Origin of the sequence: Pseudorhodobacter sp. MZDSW-24AT, from assembly GCF_002794355.1 — a bacterium.
Taxonomy (GTDB): Bacteria; Pseudomonadota; Alphaproteobacteria; order Rhodobacterales; family Rhodobacteraceae; genus Pseudotabrizicola.
The window spans coordinates 476,664-489,251 of sequence record NZ_PGOI01000007.1 but is presented as its reverse complement, the minus strand read 5'-3'; the positions used below and the strand labels follow the sequence as shown (position 1 = coordinate 489,251).

The window sequence follows — 12,588 nt, the reverse complement described above, 5'->3', positions numbered from 1 at the left end:
GCCCGATCTGCAGGTTTCCGGCTCGATGTCGGCGGATGGTCAGAGCATCGTGCCCAGCCAAAGGCCGACCGCCAGCATCGCCACCCCTGTCACTCCCGTCCAGACAGGCCACCAATTGCGGTTTTGTTCGATTTGATTGGGAATTTCAGCTTGGGCGATCAAGGCCCGTTCGACCAGTTGCGGCATCCTTGGCCCGAAACGGGCCAAGACCCTCGCCGTTTTCGCAAGATCGCGCAAAACCGCGCGCGGACCGATGCTCTTGGTGATATAGCCTTCGACGATCGGTTTGGCGACTTCCCAGATGTTGATATGCGGATCAAGGCCGCGGGCGACACCTTCAACCACCACCATCGTCCGTTGGAGCAGGATGAGCTCGGTTCTGGTCTCCATTCCAAAACGCTCGGTCACCTCGAACAGATAGGCAAGAAGCCGCGCCATCGAAATACGGCTCGCATCCATGCCGAAAATCGGCTCTCCGACGGCACGCAAGGCGCGGGCGAATTCATCGATATCCCGGTCAGCTGGCACATAACCGGCCTCGAAATGCACCTCGGCGACGCGGCGGTAATCCTTGCGGATGAAGCCGAACAGGATCTCGGCATAGACCCGCCGCGTGTATTCGTCGATGCGCCCCATGATTCCGAAGTCATAGGCGATGATGTTGCCATTGGCCGCCACCTTCAGGTTGCCCTGATGCATGTCGGCGTGAAAATAACCGTCCCGCAGCGCATGGTTGAGGAAAAGCTGCAAGACGCGCGCGCCCAGCACCTTACGGTCGTGGCCTGCCGCATCAATCAGGGCGTTGTCGTTCAGCCCGATTCCTTCTGCCCAATCCAGTGTCATCACGCTGCGACCTGACAGATGCCAGATCGGTTTTGGAACCTGAAAGCCTTCGTCGCCTGCGGTGTTGGCGGCAAACTCCGCGGCGGCGCTGGACTCCAGCCGGAAATCCAGCTCGCCCATCACGACACCCTCAAAGTGGCGGATCACTTCAAGCGGACGCAGACGGCGCGACGAAGGCGAAATGAATTCGATGGCACGCGCGGCAAAGTAAAACGCATCGATATCCTTGCGGAAGGCGCGTTCGATGCCGGGGCGCAGCACCTTGACCGCCACTTCGCGTCCGTCCTCTTGCAGCCAAGCCTTGTGAACCTGCGCGATCGAGGCGGCAGCGACGGGTTCGGAGAAGTCACGGAAGACCTGATCCACCGGAACCTCGAGCTCCGCCTCGATCATCTGCTTCGCGACTGTGATCGGAAAAGGCGGCAGCTTGTCCTGCAGATACTTCAGCTGCGATGCCAACTCGTTGCCCACCACATCGGGACGGGTGGAGAGGATCTGACCGAATTTGATATAGGCCGGACCAAGGGCCGTCAGTGCCCGCGTCAGCGGCGGCAAGGACGGGTCCCCGCGCAGGCCAAGCGGTTTGAAGGGCCATCCTAGGATGCGCGCGACGAAACGCAGGCGCGGGGGCGCGCGAAACGCTTCCAACACAACGCCGATCGCACCTGTGCGCTCCAGCGTCGCCAAGGTGCGCACCAGCCGCCAGAAATTATGCGGACCGCGCACTTAGAGTTTCCACCCCGAATGAAGAGCAGCAATGCCCAAGGTCTGGTTCCGATACTTCACCTGATCAAAACCCGCTTGCCGGATCATGGTGGCAAAGCTGTCTTGGTCGGGGAACTTTCGAATGCTTTCCACCAGATATTGATAGCTCTCGCGATCGCCCGCCACGATTTGCCCCATCAAGGGGATGACGTTGAAGGAATAGAGGTCATAGGCCTTTTGCATCAGATCATTCGGGATCTGGCTAAATTCCAGCACCATCAGCCGCCCGCCGGGCCGCAAGACCCGATAGGCTTCGGACAGCGCATCTGCGATCCGGGTCACGTTCCGGATGCCAAAGCTGATGGTATAGACATCAAAACTGTTGTTCTCGAACGGCAAGGCCATGGCATCGCCCACCACCCAGTCCAGCCGATCCGCCATGCTGTCTGCCTCTGCCCGTTGCCGCCCGGCAATCAGCATCGATTCGGTCATGTCGCAGACCACCGCACTCGCCCCGGGGGCGCGCTTCAGGAAACGGAACGCAACGTCACCCGTGCCTCCGGCCACATCAAGAAGCCGTTGCCCCGGCCGCGGTGCAAGCCAATCCATCATCGCATCTTTCCACAGGCGGTGGATTCCGCCCGACATCAGATCATTCATGATGTCGTATTTGCTGGCCACCTTTGTGAAAACGCCATGCACCCTCCCGGCCTTTTCGCCCTCTGGTATGGTCTGATAGCCGAAATGCGTCGTGCCTTTGTCGTCGGTCATGGGCCTTGCCCTTTATTGTCGGTCAATCTTCTTATAGGGCGCATCCGCGCGGCTGCAATGCGCCACCCTGTCCATGGGAGCGTGCCGCGCATAGAGCAGGAGCGTCCACCATGCCCGAGTTGCCCGAGGTTGAAACCGTCCGCCGCGGCCTTTTGCCGGTGATGGAAGGGCGCGTCATCAGCCGTGCGACGGTCAATCGCGACGGGCTGCGCTGGCCTTTTCCTGCCGGCATGGCCGCGCGCTTGTCGGGGGCGCAGGTAAAGACGTTGCGACGGCGGTCCAAGTATATCCTTGCCGATCTGTCCACGCATGAAACCTTGCTGATCCATCTGGGCATGTCAGGGCGCATGTTGATTTCCGGCCAGATGCTGGGCGCCTTTCACCATGACCATCCGGCGCCGCAAAAGCATGATCATGTGGTGCTGGATATGGAGGGCGGTGCGCGGATCATCTTTAACGATGCCCGCCGCTTTGGCGCGATGGATCTTTTTGCGTCCGAACAGGCGGAACATCATCCTCTTTTGGCTGCGCTTGGTCCGGAACCGCTGGGGAATGCGTTTGATGAGCCCTATCTGATCGGAAAGCTTAAGGGCCGCAACACGCCGATCAAATCGGCCCTGCTCGACCAGCAGATCGTCGCGGGGCTGGGCAACATCTATGTATGCGAAACCCTGTTCCGGGCCCGGATCGCCCCGCAAACCAAGGCAGGCGCCTTGACCACGGATCAGGTGGCCAGCCTTGTCCCCCTGATCCGCGAGGTGCTGGCCGAGGCAATCGAAGCGGGTGGAAGCAGTTTGCGCGATTTCAGGCAGGCCGATGGCGAGCTGGGATACTTTCAGCACAGCTTTCAGGTCTATGGGCGTGAGGGGCAACCTTGTGCAACGCCCGGCTGTCAGGCGCATGTGGCACGCATCGTGCAGTCGGGCCGATCCTCGTTCTACTGTCCGACATGCCAGCGTTGACTTGCCATTGGTCAAGATACTGCTAGGAGTCACGCCAACGTCAACACGTGGAGCCTGCGCATGGCCTATGAAACGCTGATCGTCGAGGTCGAGGATTATGTCTCGCTCATTCGGCTGAACCGTCCAGATGCGCTGAATGCGCTGAATTCCAAGCTTATGAAGGAATTGGCCAGCGCGCTGCAAGCGGCGGACCGCGACGACAATGTGCGGGTCATTGTTCTGACTGGTTCAGAAAAGGCCTTTGCTGCCGGCGCCGACGTCAAGGAAATGGCCGAGAAAACCTTTACGGACGTATATTTCGACAATCTGTTTGGCGTTGAGGCCGAGATGATCGCGCGGGTGCGCAAGCCCATCATTGCGGCCGTCTCCGGCTATTGTCTTGGGGGAGGCTGCGAATTGGCGATGCTTGCCGATTTCATCATCGCCTCGGACACCGCAAAATTTGGTCAGCCTGAAATCAACCTCGGAATTGTGGCGGGGATGGGCGGCACCCAACGGCTGACCCGGTTTGTCGGCAAGTCGAAGTCGATGGACATGCATCTGACCGGGCGTTTCATGGAATCAGCCGAAGCAGAACGCTGCGGTCTGGTCAGCCGTGTCTTCCCGGCCAAAGATCTGATGACCGAAGTCATGAAGATCGCACAGAAGATCGTCGAAAAATCGTTGCTGTCTTCGATGGCCGTCAAGGAATGCGTGAACCGCGCGCAGGAAACCACGCTTTCGGAGGGGCTTTTGTTTGAACGGCGGGTGTTCCACGCGCTGTTTGCCACAGAAGACCAGAAAGAGGGCATGGCCGCGTTTCTGGAAAAGCGGCAGCCGCAGTTCCGCGACAAGTAATCAGCTTTTTCGGTTTCCTTTTCGCTGAATTCGTCCTATACGCCGCCCCACATGCGCGTGGGCCCGCTTAGGCAAGAATCATTCCTCACCCTCAAGGTGGGGTCTTGGGGCTTTCGTGCAACAGCATTGAAACAGACCCAAGAAAGGCCACCACCATGGCAAACAGTGAACAGTCCAAAAAACGCGCCCGCCAGTCCGAAGCACGCTATGCCGTGAACAAGGCCCGCCGTTCGCGCATCCGCACCTTCGTTCGTAAAGTCGAAGAAGCCATTGCTTCGGGCAATGCCGAAGCCGCTGTCGAAGCGCTCAAGAATGCACAGCCCGAACTGGCGCGCGGCGTCACCAAAGGCGTGCTGCACAAGAACACCGTTTCCCGCAAGATCTCGCGCCTGTCGTCGCGCGTGAAGGCCCTGTCGGCACCGGCCGTCTGAGTCGATTCTCTCAATTTTGTGTCAAGGGCGTCCAGCTTCTGGGCGCCCTTTTTTCTTGTCCTTTTTGCGTTTTCAGGCAGTTTTTGACCTGCACGTTGCCGAATTGTCAGAGCGTTCGGATTCGCTCCAAACATTCCTCTGTCAACCGAATAGATCGGTTGCGAAGGGCTGCGACGGCTTGCTAGCTTCCACAGGCGATTCACGTCGTCTTGGGGGACATAACGCAGCCTTGCGCAGAGCCTAACGAATCTTGCTGCCAGCTTATTCGTCAGTTTTTGTGGAAGATCATAGTGTTATGCTGTCTGCGGTACCTTCCGCACTCAGGTGGTTCATGGGGGTTGGCACTTTGGTGCTGCTCTTGTGTTTTTTGGTGTGTCCATGACTGATCCGATCTCGGATCAGCCCGCTTGCGTATGCGCGTATGGCGGGGAAGCTCAGGTGGTGGGGCGATCAGGGACGTGTGTGTGGGAAATAAGCCCGACCGGATCGCCGGGCGTGGTGGGCAAATAAAAAGCAGGTCAAAGCGAATGACGAACGAGACGTGGGGACAGGTTCGGGAAGAACTGATCAAGCGGGTGGGGCAGAACAACTACACGACATGGATCGAGCCGCTGCGTCTGTCCCATCTCAAGAATGGCGTCGCCAGCTTTGAGGTGCCGACAACCTTTTTCGGTGACTGGGTTTCTCGCAATTTTGCAGACCATATCCGGGGTCAACTGGCCTTTGCTGGCGCACCCGTGGACCGCGTGGAATTCACGGTCGGGGCTCCGGCAGACCGCGCTGCGGCCGCCAAGCCTGCGCCCCGTGCCGCCGCCAAACCGGCCCGCGTGCGTGCCGCGGCTGCCGAGGACGTGCCCGGCGCTCAGTTGGAACAGCGCTTTACCTTCGACAACTTCGTGGTGGGCAAACCCAACGAACTGGCCCATGCGGCGGCGCGCCGGGTGGCGGAAGGTGGGCCTGTGACCTTCAATCCGCTGTTCCTCTATGGTGGCGTCGGCTTGGGGAAAACCCACCTGATGCATGCCATCGCGCATGAATTGAAGATCAACCGCCCCGATCTGCATGTGCTGTATCTGTCGGCCGAACAGTTCATGTATCGCTTTGTTCAGGCGCTGCGCGACAAGCAGATCATGGACTTCAAGGAGCTGTTCCGGTCTGTGGATGTTCTTATGGTGGATGACGTGCAGTTCATCGCTGGCAAGGACAGCACGCAGGAGGAGTTCTTTCACACCTTCAACGCGCTGGTGGATCAGAACAAGCAGATTGTCATCTCGGCTGACCGTGCACCGGGGGAGATCAAGGATCTGGAAGACCGCATCCGCTCGCGCCTGCAGTGCGGCTTGGTGGTGGACCTGCATCCGACCGATTACGAGCTGCGCCTGGGCATCTTGCAGGCCAAGCTGGAGCATTATTCCAACCAGTATCGTGGGCTGACGATGGCGCCGGGGGTGCTGGAGTTTCTGGCGCATCGGATCACCACCAACGTCCGGGTTCTGGAAGGGGCATTGATGCGGCTCTTTGCCTTTGCCAGCCTCGTTGGGCGGGAGATCAATCTGGATCTGGTGATGGAGTGCCTGTCCGATATCCTGCGGTCTTCGGAAAAGCGGCTGACGATCGAGGAAATCCAGCGGAAGGTGGCCGAGCATTACAACGTCCGCCTGTCGGACATGATCGGGCCCAAGCGGTTGCGGACGATCGCGCGGCCACGGCAGGTGGCGATGTATCTGTCCAAGCAGATGACCAGCCGGAGCCTGCCGGAGATCGGCCGCCGCTTTGGCGGGCGGGACCACACGACGATCATGCATGGGGTGCGCAAGATCGAGGAGCTGATGGCGGCGGATGCGCAGCTGGTCGATGATGTGCAGCTGTTGAAGCGGTTGCTGCAAAGCTGAGCGGAATGGGCGTTCCCCCTGTGTTACACGCGGGTGGCGCCTTTGTTATCAGGGGCTTGGCTTTTCAACTTTACGGAAAATTAACCTCTGGCCCGCGGGCGCGGCCCTTGGGGCGGCGCAGGGCCTTGACCTTGGCCCCAAAGCCCCACAATGTCGGCTCAAACACTTGTGAACCCGCGCAAAACGGGTATTGTCGGTCTCCCTGAGACGCCCGACAGGTAGATGCCCGACAGGGGGATGGATGATGAAGCTTTCGATTGAACGTGGCACGCTGCTCAAGGCCCTTGCGCAGGCGCAATCCGTGGTGGAGCGGCGCAACACCATTCCGATTCTGGCCAATGTGCTGATCGAGGCCGAGGGGGCGCAGGTTTCGTTCCGCGCCACCGATCTGGACATCGAAGTGGTGGACCGCGCCGCCGCCATGGTGGATCGCCCCGGGGCCACCACGGTTTCGGCGGTGATGCTGCATGAGATCGTTCGCAAGCTGCCCGATGGGGCGCTGGTCAACCTGACGGAAGACCCGTCCTCGGGGCGGCTGTCGATCATGGCGGGGCGGTCTTCGTTCAGCCTTGCCACGCTGCCCAAGGAAGATTTCCCGGTGATGGCAAGTTCGGAATATTCCACGCAGTTCACCGCTGCCGCCCCGGCGCTGCGCCGGTTGTTCGACAAGGCGAAATTCGCGATTTCCACCGAGGAAACCCGCTATTACCTGAACGGTGTCTATCTGCATGTCGCCACCGGCGAAGAGGGGCCGGTGTTGCGCGCCGTGGCCACCGATGGCCATCGGCTGGCCCGGATCGACACCGCCTTGCCGGAGGGCGCCACCGGCATGGCCGGGGTGATCGTGCCGCGCAAGACAGTGAATGAGCTGCGCAAGCTGCTGGATGATGACGAGGCGGCGATTGCGGTTTCGGTGAGCGAGACCAAGATCCGCTTTGCCACCCCGGCGATCACCCTGACCTCGAAGGTGATCGACGGGACCTTCCCCGATTACACCCGCGTGATCCCGACCGGCAACACCCGCCGGCTGGAGGTGGATGCCAGCGAATTCGCCAAGGCGGTGGACCGGGTGGCCACGGTGTCGAGCGAGCGCAGCCGCGCGGTGAAGCTTTCGCTGGACGAAGACCGGCTGATCCTGTCGGTCAATGCGCCGGATTCGGGCGCCGCCGAGGAAGAGCTGGCGGTGGCCTATAGCGATGAGCGACTGGATATCGGCTTTAACGCCAAATATCTGCTGGAAATCGCGAGTCAGGTGGACCGCGAGAATGCGGTGTTCCTGTTCAATTCCTCGGGCGATCCGACCTTGATGCGCGAAGGCAATGACACAAGCGCCATCTATGTTGTGATGCCGATGCGCGTGTGACCGGCGTTGAACCGGGGGGGTCACACCCCCCGTGACATGGGTGCTTGAACCAATGGCGCATCCAATGTCATCCCGTGGGATAGTTCGGAACAGATGAAAGGGGCAGCGTTTGGCTGGCCTTGCGATCACATCGCTGGTGCTGTCGCAGTTTCGCAGCCATGGCCTGACGCGGCTGGCCTTTGACGGGCGGCCTGTGGCCATTCATGGCCCCAATGGCGCGGGCAAGACCAATATTCTGGAGGCGGTGTCGCTGTTGTCGCCCGGGCGCGGGTTGCGGCGGGCGGCGGCGGAGGAGCTTGCGCGGCGGCCTGAAGCGATTGGCTGGAAGGTCGCGGCGGAGGTGGACGGGTTGGACGCGCCGCATGAGGTGGTGACCTTCGCCGAAGGGCTGGAGGCGCGGGTGGTGCGGATTGACGGCAAGGCGGCGCCACAGGCCCGGTTGGGGCAGGTGTTGCGGGTCTTGTGGTTGGTGCCTGCGATGGACCGGCTGTGGATCGAGGCGGCCGAAGGGCGGCGGCGGTTTCTGGACCGGATGACCCTGAGTTTTATGCCGGACCATGGCGAGGCGGTGCTGGCCTATGACAAGGCGATGCGCGAGCGCAACCGGTTGCTCAAGGATCAGATCCGCGATGCCGGGTGGTATGGCGCGGTGGAAGCGCGGATGGCCGAGGCGGCGGCGGTGATCGACGCCAACCGGGCGGCGGCGCTGACGCGGCTGGCGCGCGCGCAGGAGGGGGCGGAGACCGCCTTTCCGCGTGCCGATCTGACCTTGCTGCATCCGGACGGGGGCTATGACGATCTGGCGCTTGCCTTGGCGGCGGGGCGCGCGCGCGACATGGCGGCGGGCCGCAGCTTGCAAGGGCCGCATCGGGTGGATCTGGCGGCGGTCTATACGGCCAAGGGCGTTTCGGCGGCGCAATGTTCGACGGGCGAGCAGAAGGCGCTGTTGATTTCGCTGATTCTGGCCAATGCGCGCGCCTTGGCGGCCGATTTGGGCCGGGCGCCGGTGGTGTTGCTGGATGAGGTGGCGGCGCATCTGGATGCGGCGCGGCGCGCGGCGCTGTATGACGAGATTTGCGCCTTGGGCGCGCAAGCCATCATGACCGGGACCGAGCCTGCCTTGTTCGAGGGGTTGGATCAGCGCGGGCAAGCGGTGCGGGTGGATGCGGCGGGCGCGGTGGCGGAGGTTCGGCAATGACGGTGACGCTGCATCAGCTGGGGCTTTATGCGCTGGCGATGGCGGGGCTTTGGGTGATCCCCGGTCCGGTCTGGGTGGCGCTGACGGCGCGGGCGCTTTCGGGCGGCATGGCGGGGGCCTGGCCTTTGGCGGTGGGCGTGGCGCTGGGCGATCTGATCTGGCCGCTTTGTGCCATTCTGGGGCTGGCTTGGGTGCTGTCGCTGTATGGCGATCTGCTGGAGGCCTTGCGCTGGATCGCGGCGGCGGTGTTCGTGGGGATGGGCGTGCTGCTGCTGCGCAAGCCGGCGGCGGTGCCGGGGGCGGACAGCCGGATGACGCGGCCAGGGGTTTGGGCCGGGTTTTCGGTGGGGGTGGCGGCGGTGATCGGCAACCCGAAGGCGATTTTGTTCTATATGGGGTTTCTGCCGGGCTTCTTTGATCTGAGCCGGGTGACGGCAGGGGATGTGGCGGCGATTCTGGCGATTTCGGCGCTGGTGCCGATGCTGGGCAATCTGGGGCTGGCGCTGTTTCTGGACCGGGCGCGGCGGCTGTTGCAGAGCCCCGAGGCCTTGCGGCGGTTGAATGTGGTGTCGGGGGTTTTGCTGATTGTGGTGGGATGCGTGATTCCCCTGACCTGACCGCTAAATCTTGGGGGTGGGGGTGACATTCCCGGGCCCCGGCGGTATAAATCGCGCACATTATTTGGGGTTCAAGACGTATGGCCGAAGCTGCCCGCAAACCCGCCGAATACGGCGCTGATTCCATCAAGGTTCTCAAGGGGTTGGAGGCGGTTCGCAAGCGCCCCGGCATGTATATTGGCGACACCGATGACGGGTCGGGTCTGCACCACATGGTTTATGAGGTGGTGGACAACGGGATCGACGAGGCGCTGGCCGGGCATGCCACGGCGGTGACGGTGAAGATCCACGCGGATTCCAGCGTCTCGGTGCGCGACAACGGGCGCGGAATTCCGGTGGACATTCACGCCGAGGAAGGCGTTTCGGCGGCGGAAGTCATCATGACGCAGCTGCACGCGGGGGGGAAGTTCAACAACACCGATGAAGGCGGCAATGCCTATAAGGTGTCGGGGGGCTTGCACGGCGTGGGCGTGTCGGTGGTGAACGCGCTGTCGGAGTGGCTGGAGCTGACGGTCTGGCGCGACGAGACGGAATACAAGGCGCGGTTCGAGCATGGCGAATGCGTCGAGCATGTGCGGGCGATCGGGCCGGCGCCGGGGATGCGGGGGACGGAGGTGCGGTTTCTGGCGAGCGCCAAGACCAACGCACCGGACGGGACGTTCTCCAACCTGGAGTACAGTTTCAAGACGCTGGAGAACCGGCTGCGGGAGCTGGCGTTTCTGAACTCGGGCGTGCGGATCATCGTCGAGGATGAGCGCCCGGCAGAGCCGCTGCGGACCGAGCTGTTCTATGAAGGCGGGGTGCGGGAATATGTGAAATACATCGACCGCTCGAAGACCAGCATCATGTCCGAGCCGATCTATATGATCGGGGAGCGGAACGGGATGACGGTCGAGCTCGCGATGTGGTGGAATGACAGCTATAATGAGATGGTGCTGCCGTTTACCAACAATATCCCGCAGCGCGACGGGGGCACGCATTTGGCGGGGTTCCGGGGGGCGTTGACGCGGACGATCAACGGCTATGCGCAATCAAGCGGGATTGCCAAGAAGGAGAAGGTGGATTTCACCGGGGATGACGCGCGCGAGGGGCTGACCTGCGTGCTGTCGGTGAAGGTGCCGGACCCGAAATTCTCGAGCCAGACCAAGGACAAGCTGGTGTCCTCCGAAGTGCGTCCGGCGGTGGAGAATCTGGTCAACGAAAAGCTGGCGGAGTGGTTTGAGGAAAACCCGGCGCAGGCGAAGATCATCGTGGGCAAGATCATCGAGGCGGCCTTGGCGCGCGAAGCGGCGCGCAAGGCGCGCGAGCTGACGCGGCGCAAGACGGCGCTGGATGTGGCGAGCCTGCCGGGCAAGCTGGCGGATTGTCAGGAACGCGACCCGGCGAAATCGGAGATCTTTCTGGTCGAGGGGGATTCGGCCGGGGGGTCCGCCAAGCAAGGGCGGTCGCGGTCGAACCAAGCCGTGCTGCCCCTGAAGGGCAAGATCCTGAACGTGGAGCGGGCGCGGTTTGACCGGATGCTGGCCAGCCAAGAGATTGGCACGCTGATCACGGCGCTGGGCACCGGCATTGGCCGCGACGAGTTTGATATCAAGAAGCTGCGCTACCACAAGGTTGTCATCATGACCGATGCCGACGTGGATGGCGCGCATATCCGCACGCTGATCCTGACGTTCTTTTTCCGGCAGATGCCGGAGCTGATCGAAGGCGGCTACCTGTATATCGCGCAGCCTCCACTTTACAAAGTGGCGCGCGGCAAATCCGAGGTTTACATCAAGGATCAGGCCGGGCTGGAAGATTACCTGATCGACATGGGTCTGGAAGGCGCGATCCTGCGGCTGGGCAATGGCGAGGAATTGGCGGGCGAAGACCTGCGCCGGGTGATCAACGGCGCGCGGCAGTTCCGCCGGGTGCTGGACTCCTTCCCCACCAATTACCCGCGCAATCTGCTGGAGCAGGCGGCGCTGGCAGGGGCCTTTGACCCCGGCCAAGCCGATGCCGATTTGCAGGCGGTGGCCAGCACGGTGGCCGATCGGTTGAACATGATCGCGGCGGAATATGAAAAGGGCTGGGCCGGGCGCATCACCCAAGATCACGGCATCCGGCTGAGCCGTATTCTGCGCGGCGTGGAAGAATTGCGCACGCTGGATGGCGCGGTGCTGCGGTCGGGCGAGGCGCGGCGGCTGTCTGGCATTGCGCGCGACACCCGCGACACCTTCCGCGACCCGGCCAAACTGGTGCGCAAGGACCGCGAGCAGGTGGTTTATGGCCCCACCGATCTGCTGAAATCCATTCTGGCCGAGGGCGAGAAGGGCCTGACCCTTCAACGCTACAAGGGCTTGGGCGAGATGAACCCCGAGCAGTTGTGGGAAACCACGCTTGACCCAGAGGCGCGCACGCTGTTGCAGGTGAAGGTGGATGATCTGGCCGAGGCGGATGACATTTTCACCAAGCTGATGGGCGATGTGGTGGAGCCGCGCCGCGAGTTCATTCAGCAAAACGCGCTGAACGTGGAAAATCTGGATTTCTGATCCGGCGACGCCCGCCCGTTTCGGGCGGGCGCGAAAGTTTTGGGCGTTCCCTTGCGCTTGCGCGATTGTGGGGCGGTGGCACTGGTGCAACGGGTGCCGCGCCCCCATATCAGAAGACGCGGCACAGGGTTTGTGCCTTGCATCATGGCAGGCTCTGTCCCGGCCGGTTTCTACCCGAATCCAGCCTTACAGGAGCTTTCCCATGGGATATTCCCCGCAAAAGACGCCGTTTGATCTTGCCGATTTTCTGAGCAAGCCCGGCACCCCGAAAACGCGCAAGTGGAACCGTTATTCGCAGCGCGCAACCCCTGCGCCTGCTGCGGCCAAGGCCGAAACGGTGGTTGCGGAGGCGGCAGACAAGCCCTGAAACTGGGGCCTGAAATCGGGGTCTGAAACTGGGGCCTGAGATTGGCGCTCCCTTTGGGGGTGCCGCGTGAT

The 12,588-nt window shown here is 62.0% G+C and carries 11 protein-coding genes; 9 read left to right on the top strand and 2 right to left on the bottom strand.

What is annotated here, in order from left to right:
- Positions 1–39: 39 nt before the first annotated feature.
- Positions 40–1,569: a 2-polyprenylphenol 6-hydroxylase gene (gene ubiB / locus CUR21_RS08375; RefSeq protein ID WP_100196543.1), complete on the bottom strand. Its 1,530-nt coding sequence runs from the start codon at positions 1,567–1,569 to the stop codon at positions 40–42.
- Positions 1,570–2,319 carry a bifunctional demethylmenaquinone methyltransferase/2-methoxy-6-polyprenyl-1,4-benzoquinol methylase UbiE gene (gene ubiE, locus CUR21_RS08370; RefSeq protein WP_100196542.1) on the bottom strand — a complete coding sequence of 250 codons (750 nt, stop codon included), beginning with the start codon at positions 2,317–2,319 and terminating at the stop codon, positions 1,570–1,572.
- A 110-nt stretch (positions 2,320–2,429) separates the two neighbouring features.
- Here ubiE and mutM point away from each other — a divergent pair, with 110 nt between their 5' ends.
- The 9 genes from mutM to CUR21_RS18585 all read left to right on the top strand — a co-directional run bounded on the left by mutM (position 2,430) and on the right by CUR21_RS18585 (position 12,517).
- Positions 2,430–3,281 (top strand): bifunctional DNA-formamidopyrimidine glycosylase/DNA-(apurinic or apyrimidinic site) lyase, encoded by an 852-nt coding sequence (gene mutM, locus CUR21_RS08365; RefSeq protein WP_100196541.1) that lies wholly within the window; start codon positions 2,430–2,432, stop codon positions 3,279–3,281.
- A gap of 60 nt (positions 3,282–3,341) precedes the next feature.
- Positions 3,342–4,118: an enoyl-CoA hydratase gene (locus tag CUR21_RS08360; RefSeq protein ID WP_100196540.1), complete on the top strand. Its 777-nt coding sequence runs from the start codon at positions 3,342–3,344 to the stop codon at positions 4,116–4,118.
- 155 nt (positions 4,119–4,273) lie between these two features.
- A complete protein-coding gene (gene rpsT / locus CUR21_RS08355; RefSeq protein WP_100196539.1) occupies positions 4,274–4,549 on the top strand; it encodes a 30S ribosomal protein S20 in 276 nt (91 codons plus the stop codon).
- 527 nt (positions 4,550–5,076) lie between these two features.
- On the top strand, positions 5,077–6,441 hold the full coding sequence (gene dnaA / locus CUR21_RS08350; RefSeq protein ID WP_232622724.1) for a chromosomal replication initiator protein DnaA: 1,365 nt from the start codon (positions 5,077–5,079) through the stop codon (positions 6,439–6,441).
- A gap of 244 nt (positions 6,442–6,685) precedes the next feature.
- Positions 6,686–7,804, top strand: a complete 1,119-nt coding sequence (gene dnaN / locus CUR21_RS08345) for a DNA polymerase III subunit beta (RefSeq protein ID WP_100196809.1) — start codon at positions 6,686–6,688, stop codon at positions 7,802–7,804.
- Between the two features lie 109 nt (positions 7,805–7,913).
- Positions 7,914–9,002 (top strand): DNA replication/repair protein RecF, encoded by a 1,089-nt coding sequence (recF, locus tag CUR21_RS08340; RefSeq protein ID WP_100196537.1) that lies wholly within the window; start codon positions 7,914–7,916, stop codon positions 9,000–9,002.
- Complete coding sequence (locus tag CUR21_RS08335) at positions 8,999–9,619, top strand: LysE family translocator (RefSeq protein ID WP_100196536.1); 621 nt, start codon at positions 8,999–9,001, stop codon at positions 9,617–9,619. The genes recF and CUR21_RS08335 overlap by 4 nt, the downstream gene beginning before the upstream one ends.
- A gap of 80 nt (positions 9,620–9,699) precedes the next feature.
- Positions 9,700–12,150, top strand: coding sequence for a DNA topoisomerase (ATP-hydrolyzing) subunit B (gyrB, locus tag CUR21_RS08330; protein WP_100196535.1), 2,451 nt, complete (start codon positions 9,700–9,702; stop codon positions 12,148–12,150).
- Between the two features lie 202 nt (positions 12,151–12,352).
- The gene (locus CUR21_RS18585; RefSeq protein WP_157791968.1) at positions 12,353–12,517 is read left to right on the top strand and encodes a hypothetical protein; all 165 of its coding nucleotides are present in this window, start codon (positions 12,353–12,355) and stop codon (positions 12,515–12,517) included.
- The last annotated feature ends 71 nt before the right edge of the window (positions 12,518–12,588 follow it).